14 protein-coding genes are annotated in these 16,681 nt (G+C 60.9%); 6 read left to right on the top strand and 8 right to left on the bottom strand.

Translation table 11 applies throughout. The features are described 5' to 3' along the window. Nucleotides 1–83 precede the first annotated feature (83 nt). From cobG to ASD95_RS20855, 6 genes are all read left to right on the top strand, one after another. A complete protein-coding gene (gene cobG, locus ASD95_RS20880; protein ID WP_056726314.1) occupies nt 84–1,406 on the top strand; it encodes a precorrin-3B synthase in 1,323 nt (440 codons plus the stop codon). Then, entirely contained in the window at nt 1,399–2,025 is a 627-nt protein-coding gene (locus tag ASD95_RS20875; protein WP_056725313.1) for a precorrin-8X methylmutase, read from the top strand. Before cobG ends, ASD95_RS20875 begins: the two co-directional genes overlap by 8 nt. Next, on the top strand, nt 2,025–2,756 hold the full coding sequence (locus tag ASD95_RS20870) for a precorrin-2 C(20)-methyltransferase (protein ID WP_056725311.1): 732 nt from the start codon (nt 2,025–2,027) through the stop codon (nt 2,754–2,756). Before ASD95_RS20875 ends, ASD95_RS20870 begins: the two co-directional genes overlap by 1 nt. Next, the gene (gene cobJ, locus ASD95_RS20865) at nt 2,756–4,459 is read left to right on the top strand and encodes a precorrin-3B C(17)-methyltransferase (RefSeq protein ID WP_056725309.1); all 1,704 of its coding nucleotides are present in this window, start codon (nt 2,756–2,758) and stop codon (nt 4,457–4,459) included. The genes ASD95_RS20870 and cobJ overlap by 1 nt, the downstream gene beginning before the upstream one ends. 206 nt (nt 4,460–4,665) lie before the next feature. Further along, a complete protein-coding gene (locus ASD95_RS20860) occupies nt 4,666–5,481 on the top strand; it encodes a hypothetical protein (RefSeq protein ID WP_056725307.1) in 816 nt (271 codons plus the stop codon). 46 nt (nt 5,482–5,527) lie between these two features. After that, nucleotides 5,528–6,178, top strand: a complete 651-nt coding sequence (locus tag ASD95_RS20855; RefSeq protein ID WP_056725305.1) for a hypothetical protein — start codon at nt 5,528–5,530, stop codon at nt 6,176–6,178. Nucleotides 6,179–6,262: 84 nt separating this feature from the next. Here the strand turns inward: ASD95_RS20855 and ASD95_RS20850 are convergent, their stop codons facing one another. The 8 genes from ASD95_RS20850 to prmA form a co-directional block, all read right to left on the bottom strand. Then, nucleotides 6,263–6,859 (bottom strand): MarC family protein, encoded by a 597-nt coding sequence (locus ASD95_RS20850; protein WP_008053960.1) that lies wholly within the window; start codon nt 6,857–6,859, stop codon nt 6,263–6,265. Nucleotides 6,860–6,925: 66 nt separating this feature from the next. Then, complete coding sequence (locus tag ASD95_RS20845) at nt 6,926–9,703, bottom strand: hybrid sensor histidine kinase/response regulator (protein WP_056725303.1); 2,778 nt, start codon at nt 9,701–9,703, stop codon at nt 6,926–6,928. 100 nt (nt 9,704–9,803) lie between these two features. Further along, on the bottom strand, nt 9,804–11,099 hold the full coding sequence (purD, locus tag ASD95_RS20840; RefSeq protein ID WP_056725301.1) for a phosphoribosylamine--glycine ligase: 1,296 nt from the start codon (nt 11,097–11,099) through the stop codon (nt 9,804–9,806). Between the two features lie 189 nt (nt 11,100–11,288). Further along, nucleotides 11,289–12,896, bottom strand: coding sequence for a bifunctional phosphoribosylaminoimidazolecarboxamide formyltransferase/IMP cyclohydrolase (gene purH / locus ASD95_RS20835; protein ID WP_056725299.1), 1,608 nt, complete (start codon nt 12,894–12,896; stop codon nt 11,289–11,291). Nucleotides 12,897–12,978: 82 nt separating this feature from the next. Beyond that, on the bottom strand, nt 12,979–13,299 hold the full coding sequence (gene fis / locus ASD95_RS20830) for a DNA-binding transcriptional regulator Fis (protein WP_015093301.1): 321 nt from the start codon (nt 13,297–13,299) through the stop codon (nt 12,979–12,981). Continuing rightward, nucleotides 13,296–14,306, bottom strand: coding sequence for a tRNA dihydrouridine synthase DusB (gene dusB, locus ASD95_RS20825; RefSeq protein WP_056725297.1), 1,011 nt, complete (start codon nt 14,304–14,306; stop codon nt 13,296–13,298). The genes fis and dusB overlap by 4 nt, the downstream gene beginning before the upstream one ends. A 184-nt stretch (nt 14,307–14,490) precedes the next feature. Further along, nucleotides 14,491–15,735: a DUF3426 domain-containing protein gene (locus ASD95_RS20820; RefSeq protein ID WP_056725295.1), complete on the bottom strand. Its 1,245-nt coding sequence runs from the start codon at nt 15,733–15,735 to the stop codon at nt 14,491–14,493. A 30-nt stretch (nt 15,736–15,765) separates the two neighbouring features. Continuing rightward, nucleotides 15,766–16,644, bottom strand: a complete 879-nt coding sequence (gene prmA, locus ASD95_RS20815; RefSeq protein ID WP_056725294.1) for a 50S ribosomal protein L11 methyltransferase — start codon at nt 16,642–16,644, stop codon at nt 15,766–15,768. Between the last annotated feature and the right edge of the window lie 37 nt (nt 16,645–16,681).

Here is a 16,681-nt window from a genome sequence, read left to right as displayed (position 1 = left end):
AGTCTTTTCATGCAGCGAAGTAAAGCAGGCATAATACCGCGCACTTTCGCCGTGAACTGCCTCGCCACTTGTACGGGTCCGCCTTGAACGAACGTCCGCTGTCCGCTGCCTTACGCCCCTCGGCCTGTCCGGGGTTGCTGCGTATTGTCCCGGCGCTGGATGGCGGCATCTGCCGGATCAAGTTGGACGGTGGTTCGATCAGTAGCGACCAGGCGGAGGCCGTGGCGTCTGCGGCAGAGCGTTATGCCAGCGGGGCGATCGAGGCGACCAACCGGGCCAACCTGCAGATTCGTGGCATCGGCAACGAGCAAGCGGCGTTGATCGACAGCCTGCTGGCCGCCGGCCTGGGGCCGCGTACGGCGGCTGGCGATGATGTGCGCAACCTGATGCTCAGCCCCAGCGCCGGGATCGACCGGCGCATGCTGTTCGACACTCGCCCGCTGGCCGGGCAGATCCTCGCCACACTGCAAAGCCAGGAGGCGTTCCACGACCTCAGTGCCAAGTTCGCCGTGCAGCTTGATGGCGCTGAAGAACTGACGATGCTCGAACATCCCCATGACCTGTGGCTCTCGGCGTTTGAACAAGACGGCGAGCAACGGTTGGCGTTCGGCCTGGCGGGATGCCCGACGGACAGCCCCGCCGGTTCGGTTGCGCTGGCTGACGGGCACGCACTGGTGGTCACGGTCCTTGAGTTGTTCCTTGAACTGGCGCGCCCCGAGCAGACGCGAATGCGCCATTTGCTGGCCGAGTACCCGGTCGAGGGCATGCTGTCTCGACTGGCCGAGCGAGTACCGGTGCAAACCGTTGTCGGTTGGCAGCGGGTTTTGGGCTCCAGTGATTTGCACATGGGGGCCCATCCCCAGGCCGAGTCCGGTGTTGTATATGTGGGGGCCGTCCCGCCGCTGGGGCGACTCGATCCCGCGATGCTGCGGGGTGTGGCACAACTGGCACGCAAGTTCGGTGATTCCAGTCTGCGCTTCACACCCTGGCAAAGTCTGCTGGTGCCCAATGTCCGCGCGGAAAATGCCGCCGAGGTATTTCGGCAATTGCAGTCTCTTGGCTTGCAGTGTGAAGCCGATCAGCCATTGTCCCGGCTGATCGCCTGCACCGGCTCAAACGGTTGCGGTAAAGGCCTGGCCGAGACCAAGGGCGATGCCCTGCAACTGGCCGCAGTGCTGCACCGCCATGGACCGGCACTGAACATACACCTGAGCGGTTGCCCGCGTTCCTGCGCCGCCGCGCATACGGCGCCCGTCACATTACTGGCTGTCACCCCCGGTCACTACGATCTCTATTTTCGCGATGCAGCGCAGCCGGGTTTCGGCGCGCTGCACGCACGCAACCTTACTATTGAAGCGGTCGCGACCTTGCTCGACGCCCGCTCACGGAGCCCCCTTGATGCTTGATTACATCCGCGACGGTCAGGAGATCTATCGCAACTCCTTCGCGATCATTCGCGCCGAGGCCAACCTCGACCGAATCCCGGCCGATCTGGAGAAACTCGCGGTCCGTGTCATTCACGCCTGCGGCATGGTCGATGCCATCGACGGCTTGCAGTTTTCCGAAGGGGCGGGCAAGGCCGGGCGTGATGCGCTGGCGGCCGGTGCGCCGATTCTGTGCGATGCGCGGATGGTCTCCGAAGGCGTTACCCGCGCGCGCCTGCCAGCGAACAATCCGGTGATCTGCACCTTGCGCGATGAGAGCGTTCCGGAACTGGCCCGTGAATTGGGCAATACCCGCTCCGCCGCTGCGCTGGAGCTGTGGCGTCCGCATCTTGAAGGCAGCGTGGTGGTGATCGGCAACGCACCGACGGCGTTGTTCTATCTGTTGGAAATGCTCGACGCCGGCGCGCCGAAACCGGCGTTGATCCTCGGCTTCCCGGTGGGCTTCGTCGGTGCCGCCGAATCCAAGGCTGCGCTGGCGGCCGACAGCCGTGGCGTGCCTTTTGTCATCATGCAAGGTCGCCTGGGCGGAAGCGCCATGGCCGCCGCCGCCGTCAATGCCCTCGCCACGGAGATCGAATGATGCAGCAACCTGGACGATTGATCGGCCTTGGTGTCGGCCCCGGTGATCCCGAACTGATTACCGTCAAGGCACTAAGGTTGCTGCGCGAGTCGCCGGTAGTGGCGTACTTCGTGGCCAAGGGCAAGAAGGGCAACGCCTTCGGCATCATCGAGGCGCATCTGCAGGAAGCGCAGAATTTGTTGCCGCTAGTGTACCCGGTGACCACAGAAGCCTTACCGGCGCCGCTGTCCTACGAGCAAGTGATCAGCGACTTCTACGATGACGCCGCCAATGAACTGGCGACGCATCTGGATGCCGGCCGCGACGTGGCGGTGATCTGCGAAGGCGATCCGTTCTTCTACGGCTCCTATATGTACCTGCACGATCGGCTCGCCGAGCGTTATCAGGCTGAAGTCGTTCCCGGCGTATGCTCGATGCTTGGCGGCGCCTCGGTGCTCGGTGCGCCGCTGGTGTATCGCAATCAGAGTCTGTCGGTGTTGTCCGGCGTGTTGCCGCACGACGAACTCAAGCGTCGCCTGGCCGATGCCGATGCGGCGGTGATCATGAAGCTGGGGCGCAACTTTCCCAAGGTTCGCCAGGTACTGGAAGAACTCGGCCTGGCCGAGCGTGCGCTGTACGTCGAGCGTGCGACCATGGCCAATCAGAAGATCGTGCCGCTGGATCAGGTCGAGCCGATGTCCTCACCGTACTTCTCGTTGATCATCGTTCCTGGTGAAAGGTGGCAAGGCTGATGACCCGTCCAGTTCCGGCGATTGTCATTCTTGGCAATGGCAGCCTCGCTACCGCACGCAGCATTCAGCAGGTGTACCCCGAATCCCTGATCCATGGCCTGGCCGAACGGGTCGACGGCGCGGATCGGGCCTATCACGAGTTCGGTGCGACCCTGCGCGAGTTCTATCAACAGGGCACACCGATCATTGCCCTGTGCGCGGCCGGGATCGTGATCCGTACGCTGGCGCCCATGTTGCTGGAAAAAGGTGTCGAACCACCGGTATTGGCGGTGGCCGAAGACGGCAGTGCCGTGGTTCCCCTGTTGGGCGGTCTTGGCGGCGTGAATGTCATGGCCCGGGAAATTGGCGCTGCGCTTGAGGTATCCGCTGCGATCACCACCAGCGGGGAGTTGCGTTTCGGCACCTGCCTGCTCAATCCGCCGAGCGGCTATGCCCTGGGCGATCTGGAGTCGGGCAAGCGTTTCGTTTCCGATTTGCTGGCTGGCGAAACGGTGCGCATTGAGGGTGAGGCACCGTGGCTGGCGCAGGCGCAGTTGCCCGAAGATGCGCAGGCCCGACTGGCGGTGCATGTCGGTCATGCCGAACGGGCTCCCGCGGTTAACGAATTGTTGATCTACCCGCGCAATGTGGTGGTCGCCGTGAAAGCTGATCTGGTGAACGTCGCGGAGGCTGTGCGCGAGGCCTTGCATCAGGCAGGGATCGCTGGGCAGTCGCTGGCCTGTCTGTTGGCCGACGACACCGAAATGGCCAGCGCGGCGTTGCGTGAAGCAGCGCTTGAATTGGGCGTGTCGTTGCGCTTTGCCCCGGCAGGGACCGTGCTCGGCGAACGTCTGCGTACTGCCGTGGGCCAACCCGTCTCCATGTTTGGTAACGACACTGTTGCCATTGCGGTAGCAGAGCAACCGCTGGACCCGTTGCAGATTGGCCGGCCTCGTGGTCGTTTGGCCGTGATCGGCCTGGGGCCAGGTGCTGCCGAGTTGATGGTGCCGGCTGTGAAGGCTGAACTGGCCCGCGCCAACGATGTATTGGGCTACGAAACCTACGTGCGCATGGCCGGGCCGTTTCGCGACGATCAAGTGCTGCATTGCACCGACAACCGCGAAGAGATGCAGCGTGCCCGCCACGCTTTCGAACTGGCGGCCCAAGGGCGCTCGGTGGTGGTGGTTTCTTCAGGCGATCCGGGGGTTTTCGCCATGGCCGCTGCGGTGCTTGAGGCGCTGCACGAGTCCACCGACGTCCATTGGCACAACGTCGATCTGGAAATTCTGCCGGGGGTTTCCGCATCGCTGGCGACGGCCGCCCAGGCCGGTGCGCCGCTGGGGCATGACTTCTGTGTACTGTCGCTGTCGGATAACCTCAAGCCATGGGCAATCATCGAGAAACGCCTGGATCTGGCCGCACAAGCCGATCTGGCACTGGCCTTCTACAACCCGATCTCGCGTTCACGACCATGGCAACTGGGCCAGGCACTGGACATCGTCGCCAGGCACCGTGTGCCTGAGACTCCTGTGGTGTTGGGGCGGGATATCGGGCGTCCGGGGCAAACGCTGCGGGCCACCACTCTTGGCCAGTTGACCCCGGATCAGGTCGACATGCGCACCATGGTGTTGATCGGTTCATCCCTGACCTGTGTTTTTCCTCGCGCTGGAGGCGGAGAGTGGGTCTACACGCCTCGTTGGTACCCACGCAAACCGGCTACCTGAGTGAAAGCGACTTTGCTCAAAGCTCGCCGATGTTCAAGTTAATAAGTCACTGATGGTAAAGCCTGCGGCTGACGAAAGTTGTCGCGGGCTTTTTTCTAATAACTCATGAAATAAGTTCTAAGTATTTTTACTTTGACCGGTTCAGCTCTGCGCTTTAGTTTTCAGCTGGTCGCATGAGGCGGCTTATTTATTAAAAGGAAGTTTAAATGACCGATATAAGTAATTACTCAATGGCTCAAGTCGCATTTGATGATGCCATGCAGGATAGGTATTTCAAAGGCGTTGCGGCAGAACTACAGAACGTCGCGCCAAGAGTGCGGACTAAGCGTTCGATCTCGATGCTGAGCACCGCATCGAGTGATTCGTCGGCGCAAGGTGTGGGGTCTTCGGTAGTAGGCTCCTCGCTGGTGGTCTTCGACCAGGCGCTTTCGGAAGACGACAGGCAAGATGCGCTGGACTGCCAGCAGTTTGCTGAAGCGGTGGTCCGGCGCCTGCCCAAGGAAACCAGTAACGAAGAGCGCTACCTGAAGTACAACGAGGCATTGTTGGCGGCGGGCTGGGTGACGGAAAGCTTCACCTACAAGAAATATGTCAGCAAACAGCTCACCATCACGATGAATGAGGCCGTGTTGCAGGTGCTGGCGACCGTCATTTCCGGAGGTTCGAGCAGCGTCCTGGACCTGGTGGCGTCGGGTTTCAGCAAGCTTAAGGGCGATAATGAGGCACTGAAGATTGTCGATGCCGGCAGCAAGAAAAACGACGTCGTCAGCTTCAAGGCTGTGCCTTGCATTGCAAGGCCAGGCGGTGGCATGTCCATGTTGATGGGCGGCCTTGACTTGGTGGACAAGGAATACAACGGCAATTTTTTATTCGTGACTTACAATACCCGAGGATTGCAGATTTTCCAGGGCGCGGGTGTGCGCAAGTTTAATCGGCGTGCATTTGATCGAAAGAAAAGCATGATTTATTCCTATAACGACGAGTTTGGCGATGGCCTTTTCAAACAACTGACAGGCCAATAAGGTTGGCGGGCTTAATCGATCAGGATACTGACTGTGTGGGGTGAATATGCCAGCGTCTGTTAATGCTGTTGTAGTGGGCGGTTGCTTATTGTCTTTTGCGCAAAGTGTGGACTTGCAAGATCAGCAGGATATTCAGGACTGTCTGTTGTATGCGGAGTTGGCGGCCAATGAAAAATATCCGGGGCAGGCGTCGAGGAAGGCCTGGTTCGATTACTTTCAAGGGCGATTGCTCAAGACGGGATACACACTCAAGACCATCGTTCCGGCGGAGCCGATCCGGGTCAATAGTGTCCACCAGTTGCTCAGTGCCAGCTACCGCGTGATGGGCAGCGTGGGCGTGGAGCGCTTGGGCCAGCTCTTCAAGGACACCTATAAAGCGTTGCGGCTGGATGAGTTTGCCTGGGAGTTCTTTCGCAGCAATGTTGCCAAAGGCGGCTCGGGTATCCTCAAGTGCGCGCCTTGCGAGCGACTCGCCTCGGGTGAAGTGATCGTCTGCCTGCTTGGCTTGCGCTACAGCGCGACCGTGATTGAAAGTGACTTTTTCCTGTGGCGCGAGTTCGATCGAGAGCTGGCGATCATTCCCGATGGCGGGGTGTTCGTGTTCGACCGACGGGCGTTTGAAAACTACCGTAAACGGGTCCATGAGAAAATCGAAGCTTATTCGAAAAAGGTGTTCGTGCGTAAACTTCAGTCCTGATTAAAAGGCTTTGCCCGCAGTAAACGACAAGGCCCTGTGATTGATGCACAGGGCCTTGTTTTCGGGTTTGCACAAGCCATCGCTTCAGGGCACCAGGTAGCCCTTGACCCCGGTGAAGATGATCTGCGCTGCCAGTGCGCACACGAACAACCCCATCAGTCGGCTAACGATCTGTAGCCCCTGGTCGCCGAGAATGCGCTCGATACGACCGGACAAAAACAGCACCACGCCAACGGTAAAACTGGCCAGGGCAATGCTGACAATGGCCGTGAGCTTGTCGTCCCAGTGCGGCTGGCTCACGCCCATCACCAGCAAGGCACCGATGGTGCCGGGGCCAACCGTCAGCGGGATGGTCAGCGGAACGATGGTGACATCCTGCTGCACGTTATCGGTCTGTACTGCCGATTTGCCTTGGGCCATGCCCAGTGCCGAGATGAACAGCACGCTGCCGGCACCGATACGAAAGGCATCCACGGTGATGCCGAAAACACTGAAAATCACCCGGCCGAACAAATACAACAGCACACTGGAGACCAGCGTGGCGACCGCTACTTTCCAGGCCAGCCGACGCTGTTCCTTGCGCGAGTAACCACGGGTCAGGCTGATGAAGCAGGACAACACGAAGAATGGGCTGTAGAGCACCAGCATCTTCAGGTAAACACTGAACAACACATGGAGCATGGTGCCGGGCTCACTGGCGAGGGAAGTCGAGGGGGGAGTCTATCAGGGGTTGCGCAGTCTGTCGGCTCAGGACGTTTGGGTTGTTGCGCGATTGTGCTGGTCACGCTGGGCGACCCAGTGCTCGATCAATTCACGCAGCTGCGACAGTTCCACCGGCTTGGCCATATGTCCGTCCATGCCGGCCTGGCGTGCACGCTCTTTGTGTTCGGCCAGGATATGGGCAGTCAATGCCACCACGGGGGTACGGACCCGCTGATTGCCGACTTCCCAGGCACGCAATTGCTGGGTGGCCGAGAAGCCGTCGAGGATCGGCATTTCACAGTCCATCAGCACCAGGTCGTAACGTTGGGCCTTCATTGCCTGTAGGGCCTCTTCGCCGTTGCAGGCGGTATCCGGTTGCAGGTTGAGCTTGCTCAGCATGCCGCGGATCACCTTGGTCGAGATGCTGTTGTCTTCGGCCACCAGGATGCGGAAGTCGCTGGGGACCTTGACCGGTAGTGCCGGGCCGTTTGGCAGTGGTTGCGTGACGACCAGGCCTTTGTTGCGTTGGGTCAGCTCGTCGGCCAGGGTGGTCTTGAGGGTGTAGCCGGCCACCGGTTTGGCGAGGATGCGCTTGATCCCGGAGTTGCGCGCGATGATCTTGCTCGGCGCATTGCTGATGCCGGTGAGCATGATCAACAGGATGTCATGGTTCAGGCTGGGGTCTTCCTTGATCTTGGCCGCCAGTTGCATGCCGGTCATGCCGGGCATGTTCTGGTCCAGCAGGACCACATCGAAGTAATCGCGCAAGTGAGCCTTGGTGCGCAGAAGGGCCAGCGCCTCCTTGCCGGAAGACGCGGCGCTGACGTTCAGGCCCCAGGCGCTGCACTGCTGCACCAGCACCTTGCGGCAGGTGTCATTGTCGTCCACCACCAATACCCGCGCACCCTGCAGCGGGCCGTCGAGGTCGGAGGTCGGGTGCTCGAGACGATCCGGGTCCAGCGGCAGGGTCAGCCACAGGGTGCTGCCCTGGTTGTTGCCGCTCTTGATCCCGAATTCCCCCTGCATCAAGCGGATCAGCTGGCGGGCAATTACCAGCCCCAGGTTGCCGCCCAACTGGGTGGCCGAAAGAAAATGTCGGCTGTGCAGTTCGGCGTGCATCAGGGCGTCGCGTTCTTCGGCGTCCATGGGCTCGCCGCTGTCCTGCACGGCGATACGCAGGCGTGGTTTGGTGTTGCGCTCGTCGAGCGCAACGACGATCAGGATTTCGCCTTCATCGGTTTTTTTCAGGGCGTTTTCAAGCAGGCTCAACAGCGTCTGGCGCAAGCGTGTCGGGTCACCGCTGATCACCCGGGGCACTTGCGGCTGGATGAAGCTGATCAACTCGACGTTTTGCTGCTCGGCCTTGGCGCGGAAGATGCTCAGGCAATCCTCGATCAGTGCATTGAGGTCGAACTGCACATCGTCCAGTTCGATCTGTCCGGACTCGAGTTTGGAGATGTCGAGAATTTCGTTGATCAGTGTCAGCAGCTCGTTGCCAGCGCTGTGGATCGTCTGCACATAGTCGCGTTGCTTGACCGATAGCGGTGTGCCCAGCAGTAGCTCGGTCATGCCGAGGACGCCGTTCATCGGAGTGCGGATCTCATGGCTGATCTTCGCCAGGAACTCGGCCTTGGCGTTGATCTCGGCGTTGCTGGCTGCCAGGTCACGACTGATGCTGAAGCGGTCTTCGGTGATGCGGCGCTGGCGCTCGCTCAACGCAATGCTCATCAACAGGCCACTGATGCAGATGAACACCAGCAAGATGGTGATCAGGCCATGAGGTTCGACCAGGGTCAACCCCAACAGGGCGGGCAGGATGACCAGTGTCCCGAGGTTGAACACCACCATGGCTGCCACGAAGAGGCGAGCCGGGCGATAACCTTTTTGCCAGTGATAGGCGCTGATGAACAGCATGCTCAGGCCTGCCAGCGCTACCAGGCCGTAGGTAATGAAGTTCAGCGGCAAGGTATTGACGAACAGCAGCATCAGGCCGCAGGCGGTGATGAGCAGGATCTCGCCAAGCAGCAACCGGTTCAGCGGATGCGGCCCGAGCGGGGCGAAGAAACGATAGGCAAGCATCAGGCCGCAGGGCGCAGTCATTATCAATGCCAGGTAAGCCCCCGGCGTTTGCAGTGCATGCCAGTCCGGCAGCCAGGGACCGGCCAGGTTCAGCAACAACAGCAGGCTGAGCATCAATAACCCTTCGCACGTCGCCAACCAGAGGGCGCTGCGCGAGCGGGTGTAGGTGTAGCGGATGAGGTTGTGCAGGATCAGCATGGCGATGCAACCGAACAACAGGCCATAGATCAGGGTCTGGTTCTGGTTGGCGGCCGAGAGGATCGCCGATTGCAGGGTGATATAGGGCCGTAACTGGTGGTCGGAGGCCAGTCGCAGGTACACGTCGAGGGGGTTGTCGCTTTGCGGCAGGGCCAGCATGAAGTCGCTGCTGGGCAATGGTCGCTCGGATTGGGGGCGTTCGTTGCCCGTGCTGGATTGATCGATCAGCTTGTCGCCGTCCAGAACGTACATGTTGAACTGGCGCAGGTCAGGCGCGAACACGCGCAGCAACTGTTCGTGTTTGCCCGGTGCAAGCCTGAATCGCAACCATAGCGCGCCATCGGGTTCGGCTGCGGTAAGGCGGTCGAGTTCGATAGGGCTGAATTGATTGGTGTAGCGTGCGGAACGGATGTCGCTCAGTTGCAGGTCGCCCTGTTCGTCGAGCAATACCGCCCAGCCACTGCCTTGCGCGGCCTGGGCCGGAAGCATGCAGAGCAAGGTCAGCAAAGTGACGGTCAAGCTTATGGCAATCCTGAGCCAGCGCACGGCGAAATCCCTTCGTTAGGTTGATGCCAGAATATAACGATGCGCGGCGCCGGAATAGCCAGGCAATAAACGGTGTTCATTGCCTGGCGCGGTGCATACCTTATTCCTGATTTTCGCCACGCTCGCGGGCAATGGCGCGGTAGCCAATGTCCTTGCGATAGAAGCAGCCTTCCCAGTCAATCGAAGCCGCCAGCTTGTAGGCCTGCTGCTGTGCAGCATCGACGCTGGCACCCATGGCCGTGGCGCAAAGCACCCGACCACCGGCCGTTACGACTTGACCGTCCTTGAGCGCAGTACCGGCGTGGAAGACTTTGCCTTCCAGTGCTGCCGCTGCGTCCAGGCCATTGATGGCCGCGCCTTTGGTGTAGTCGCCAGGATAGCCGCCGGCGGCCAGCACGATGCCGACGCTCGGGCGTGGATCCCATTGTGCTTCGACCTTGTCCAGCGCCTGGGCCAGAGCGGCCTCGACCAGCAGCACCAGGCTCGACTGCAGGCGCAGCATCACCGGTTGGGTCTCAGGGTCGCCGAAGCGGCAGTTGAATTCGATGACTTTTGGGTTACCAGCCTTGTCGATCATCAGACCGGCGTACAGGAAACCAGTGTAGACGTTGCCCTCCTCGGCCATGCCGCGCACGGTCGGCCAGATCACCAGGTCCATGACGCGCTTGTGCACTTCGGCGGTAACCACCGGCGCCGGGGAGTAAGCACCCATGCCACCAGTGTTTGGACCGGTGTCGCCGTCGCCGACGCGTTTGTGGTCCTGGCTGGTGGCCATCGGCAGCACGTTCTTGCCGTCGACCATCACGATGAAACTGGCTTCTTCGCCGTCCAGGAACTCTTCGATGACCACGCGCGAACCCGCATCGCCAAAGGCATTGCCGGCCAGCATGTCGCGCACGGCGTCTTCGGCTTCGGCCAGGGTCATGGCGACGATCACGCCTTTACCGGCGGCCAGGCCATCGGCCTTGATCACGATCGGAGCGCCTTTTTCACGCAGGTAAGCCAGGGCCGGCTCGATCTCGGTGAAGTTCTGGTAGTCGGCAGTCGGGATCTTGTGGCGCGCCAGGAAGTCCTTGGTGAAGGCTTTCGAACCTTCCAGCTGCGCAGCGCCAGCGGTCGGACCGAAGCAATCCAGGCCACGGCTGCGAAACAGGTCCACAACACCGGCAACCAGCGGCACTTCAGGGCCAACGATGGTCAGGGAAACGTTTTTCTCGGCAAAGTCTGCCAGTTGCTCAAGCGCCAGTACGTCGATGGCGACGTTCTCGCACTTGGCTTCGATGGCGGTACCGGCGTTGCCCGGAGCCACGAATACCTTCTGCACGCGCGGATCCTGAGCCACTTTCCAGGCCAGGGCGTGTTCACGGCCACCGCTGCCAATGATCAAAACATTCATTTCAAAAACCTCGGATGACGCTAATTCTGTTTTAGAACCTAAAGCGCTTTACGCCTTAGGAGGTTGCAATGACGCCGGTAGATGCAAGGCGGAGCCCACCTCGATGAGCGGAGTTGCCTTTTGGCAATGAGCATCATCGAGGTGGGCTCCAACGCAGCAGATGCCGGCGTCAGTGCGACCGTTGCCGTATTAGTGACGGAAGTGGCGCATGCCGGTGAACACCATCGCGATGCCGGCTTCGTCGGCAGCAGCAATCACTTCAGCATCACGCATCGAGCCGCCTGGCTGGATCACGGCAGTCACGCCCGCCTTGGCCGCATTGTCCAGACCGTCGCGGAACGGGAAGAAAGCGTCGGAAGCCATCACCGAACCGGCTACCTGCAAGCCAGCGTGCTCAGCCTTGATGGCAGCAATACGCGCGGAGTTCACACGGCTCATCTGACCGGCGCCGACACCGATGGTCTGGCGATTCTTGGCGTAGACGATGGCGTTGGACTTAACGTACTTGGCGACTTTCCAGGCGAAGATCAGGTCGTGGATCTCTTGCTCGGTCGGGGCGCGCCTGGTCACGACTTTCAGGTCGTCGGCGCCGATCATGCCGATGTCGCGGCTCTGTACCAGCAGGCCACCGTTGACGCGCTTGTAATCCCAGGCAGCAGCGCGGTCAGCCGACCACTCGCCGCAGGCCAGCAGGCGCACGTTGGCTTTGGCGGCGACGATGGCGCGGGCCTCTTCGCTGACGCTTGGGGCAATGATCACTTCGACGAACTGACGCTCGACGATGGCCTTGGCGGTCTCGGCGTCGAGCTCGCGGTTGAAGGCGATGATGCCGCCGAACGCGGATTCGGTGTCGGTAGCGTAGGCCAGGTCGTAGGCCTTGCGGATGCCGCCTTCGGCATCAGGGCTGACAGCCACGCCGCACGGGTTGGCGTGCTTGACGATCACGCAGGCTGGCTTGACGAAGCTCTTCACGCATTCCAGCGCAGCGTCGGTGTCGGCCACGTTGTTGTACGACAGTTCCTTGCCTTGCAGTTGGGTCGCGGTGGCGATGCCCACTTCGGCAGGTTTGGCTTCAACGTAGAACGCCGCGCTCTGGTGCGGGTTCTCGCCGTAGCGCATTTCCTGGGCCTTGATGAACTGGCTGTTGAAGGTGCGCGGGAACTCGCTGCGACCGGAGGTCGAGAGGGTTTCAGCCGCCTGGTTCACGGTGCCCATGTAGTTGGCGATCATGCCGTCGTAGGCGGCGGTGTGCTCGAATGCCTTGAGCATCAGGTCGAAACGCTGAGCGTAGGTCAGGCCGCCGGCCTTGAGGTTTTCCAGGACGCTGGCGTAGTCGCCGGCATTGACCACGATGGCCACGTCTTTATGGTTTTTTGCTGCCGAACGGACCATGGTCGGGCCGCCGATGTCGATGTTCTCGATGGCGGTCGGCAGGTCGCAGCCTGGCTTGTTGATGGTGGCTTCGAACGGGTACAGGTTGACCGCAACCAGGTCGATCGGCTTGATGCCATGCTCGTTCATGATGGCGTCGTCGATGCCGCGACGACCGAGGATCCCGCCGTGGATTTTCGGGTGCAGGGTCTTCACCCGGCCGTCCATCATTTCGGCAAAACCTGTGTAGTCCGCGACTTCCACTGCGGCAACGCCGTTGTCCTGCAGCAGCTTGAACGTCCCGCCGGTGGAGAGGATCTCGACGCCCAGGGCTTCAAGCTCCTTGGCGAATTCGAGGATCCCGGTCTTGTCGGAAACGCTGATCAAGGCGCGGCGGATCGGCAGGCGGGTAGTCTGGTCGGTCATCTCAATTTCCATCAAAAGCAAAGGAAGTCAGCAAAAAAGGCGACCGGTTTTACGCGGGCGCCTTTCTGGTTTGATTGAATGCTTACAACAAATCGTACTGCTTGAGTTTCTTGCGCAGCGTGCCCCGGTTAAGCCCGAGCATCTCGCTGGCCTTGGTCTGGTTGCCCTTGACGTAGTTCATCACGCACTCGAGCAGGGGAGCCTCGACTTCGGAGAGCACCAGGTTGTACACATCCGTGACGGCAGCGCCCTCAAGGTGGGCGAAATAATTGTGCAGCGCCTTCTCGACACTCCCGCGAAGGGTCTGGCCTTCTTCGCTTGGCGTATTGAGGTGCTGTTTCAAATTCACGTTGTCGCTCACGGGTGTTGTTCCACTCACTAAAGTCTCGGTCATCATCGTCATGCGGCCACCCACTCTCCGTCCCCTGTCAGGCTCTTGTAACGCTCGGCGAAAAATCCCCGAACGTTGGCGCATTGTGCATCCGTACCATCCAAACGATTGAAGTGGGCGCGAAACTCCCTGGCGCCCGGCAGGGTTGCGAGATACCAGCCCACATGCTTTCGAGCAATGCGCACGCCCATGACATCACCATAGAAGGCGTGCAGGGCAGCCAGATGCTCTAGCAGAATGCGTTCCACCTCGATCAGTTCCAGCGCCGGGAGCTTCTCGCCGGTGCGCAGGAAATGGTCGATCTCGCGAAAAATCCATGGCCGCCCCTGGGCAGCCCGGCCAATCAACAGGCCATCGGCACCGGTCGCGTCGAGCACGTACCGGGCTTTTTCCGGCGAATCGATATCGCCATTGGCGAAGACCGGAATCGACACCGCCTGCTTGATCGCGGCAATGGTGTCGTACTCGGCAACACCTGTGTACAGGTCGGCACGGGTGCGGCCATGCACCGCCAGCGCCGTAATGCCTGCCTGTTCGGCGATCTTTGCCACCGTCAGGCCGTTCTTGTTGTCCCGGTCCCAACCGGTCCGGATCTTCAGGGTAACCGGCACATCGACCGCAGCCACGACGGCCTGCAGGATCTCGGTTACCAGGGGTTCATCCTTCAACAGCGCGGAACCGGCCGCCTTGTTACAGACTTTTTTTGCCGGACAGCCCATGTTGATATCAATGATCTGTGCACCCATTTCAACGTTGGCACGGGCGGCGTCCGCCAGCATCTGCGCGTCCCCACCGGCGATCTGTACCGAGCGAGGCTCGGGATCACCTTCGTGGATCATGCGCATGCGCGACTTGCGGGTGTTCCACAAACTCATGTCGCTGGTGACCATTTCCGAGACGACCAGTCCCGCGCCCAAGCGCTTGCACAGCTGACGAAAGGGCTGGTCGGTGACTCCCGCCATGGGGGCGAGAATCAAGCTGTTATGTAATGTGTATGGGCCGATGCGTACCGCCGACATAGGACTTCCCTGTTGTGGGGCCGGATCATGAGAGTTCGAAAAAGGGTTGGCATGATACCCGCTCTCGATGACTGGATAAAGGCTGAATTGAACAAATTCTGAACAGTTATTCTGTTATTACCCGTGGTTTGGTTCGCCTGGGGCAGTCAGAAAGCCGGCGTGAATCCGGGAGCAATGAAGCGTTTCACTCCGGAGAGTGAAAGCTCAGACTGTAGTTCACGGCCTTGGCACCTGGGTCGAGAATGTCCAGGGCGATGTGGATCGGCGTTTGCGGAGGCATTTCCGCCATGCCTTCGAGATCGCCATTGAGGTACTCGCCAGGCTTGAAGCGACGACTGGCGATAAGATGGCCATTGAGGTCGGCGAAGCGCAGCTCCAGCAACGGGAAGGGCTGGGAGAAGGGCGCGCGGTTATAGATGATCGCATCGACCACCAGGGCGCCATTGAACTCGGGATGGCTACGTACCACCAGGTTGCTGCTCTTGATCTTCGCGATGTCGACTTTGGAAGGCACGGTGCAGCCGATTTGCGGGCACAGTTGCTGGAACCACGGGCGATATTGATCCTGTCGCGCCAGTTCGTCGAAATGGTAGGCAATGTACTGGCCGGCGAGGGCGCCAGCGGCAATCAGCACCAGCAGCAGCCAGAACAGGCGTCGGCCCCAGGGCGAGCGGCGTTTTTGCCAGTCCAGTTGCAGCGGGTCGTCGGTCAGGTCTTGCAGCACTTCGGCACGCACGCCCGGTTCGCTGCGTTCGCGTCGCTTGCGCAGCGGTTCGATCGAAGGCAGGTTGTCGTCGATTTCCCTCTCGTCGGCGGCCGACAGGCGTTCGTGGTTCAGCGGTGCATCGAGAGGGTCGTGCAGTCGCAAATGAGGTGGCTGCGATTCTTCGTCGAGATCAACCGGTTCCAGGGACAGCGAAGGTTCGGTGCGCGAGGCTTTGCTCGGTTCGACCGTCGGCTCTGGCGTTTCAAGGCTGTCGAGCGGTTCGTCGAGTTGCGCACGATCGGCCGCCGACTCACTGAACAGGCTGTCGGACCACGGCTCCTCGTCATCCTGCCCGGTGCTGTCGCGACGGGCACTCAGCGAGTCGTCGCGATGGCGGCCGAGTTCGGTGGTCGGCTGGATTTCCCGCTGCTCGAGCCGGGCGAGCTCTTCGTCGAGGTCGAGACTGTCCAGGTCCAGTTCGGTCGCGCTCCATTGCTTTTGGCTGATGGCGCGCGGTGGTGATGGCTCAAGGGGCTCCTCAGGCTGCACGGGCGTCGTGACCGGTGATTCCTTGCTCGCCTGCTCAAGCAATTGCCTGGCGGCATTGAACACCTGCAGGCAGGAGCCGCAACGAACCACCCCGCGAGCCACGCTCAACTGGGCATGGCTGACGCGGAAGCTGGTTTGGCAATGCGGGCACTGGGTGACGAAGCTGTCGGTCATGCGGCGATCCGGATTATGCAGACGCTCATTCTAGCGCCGACGGCCAGTGATGCGCACCCAGCCATCGCGATTGGCGATCGGGTCCAGATCGAAGTCCTTGGTGTAGGCGGCAGCGACTTCATCGCCCTGTTCGGCGAGGATGCCCGACAGCGCCAGGCGACCGCCCGACTTGACCAGGCCCGACAGCTGTGGCGCCAGGGACACCAGCGGACCGGCGAGAATGTTGGCCACCAGCACGTCGGCCTGCACCTGCGGCAGGTCTTGCGGCAGATACAGCGGGAACAGGTGGTCGGCGATGTTGTTGCGCCCGGCGTTGTCGCGGGAGGCTTCCAGCGCCTGCACGTCGATATCGGTGCCGACGGCTTCCCTGGCGCCCAGCAACAGTGCGGCAATCGCCAGAATCCCCGAGCCGCAACCGAAGTCCAGCACGTTGCAGTCTTTGAGGTCCTGACCGTCGAGCCATTCCAGGCACAGTGCGGTGGTCGGGTGGGTGCCGGTGCCGAACGCCAGGCCCGGGTCCAGCAGCAAATTCACGGCGTCAGGTTCTGGTGCGGCATGCCAGCTCGGCACGATCCACAGGCGCTGGCCGAAACGCATTGGCTGGAAACCATCCATCCAGCTGCGTTCCCAGTCCTGGTCTTCGATCACTTCGCTGTGGTGCTCGGGTAGCGGGCTGCCGGTCAGCAGTTCCAGATGGGCCAATACCGGGCCTGGCTCGGTGCCACCTTCGAACAGGGCCAGCAGGTGCGTGTGCGACCACAGCGGCGTGGTGTTGAGTTCCGGCTCGAAGATCGGCTGATCTTCGGCGTCCATGAAGGTCACCGACACGGCGCCCACTTCAAGGAAAGCGTCTTCATAGGTTTCGGCTTGTTCTGGGCTGATGGCGAGACGTACTTGCAGCCAAGGCATGGCGGGCACCTTTGAAAAATATTGATTGCAGCCTGGC

Source organism: Pseudomonas sp. Root71 (assembly GCF_001429045.1).
Classification (GTDB): domain Bacteria; phylum Pseudomonadota; class Gammaproteobacteria; order Pseudomonadales; family Pseudomonadaceae; genus Aquipseudomonas; species Aquipseudomonas monachiensis.
The sequence above is the reverse complement of the archived record's forward strand: the minus strand, read 5'-3'. Positions and strand labels throughout refer to the sequence as shown.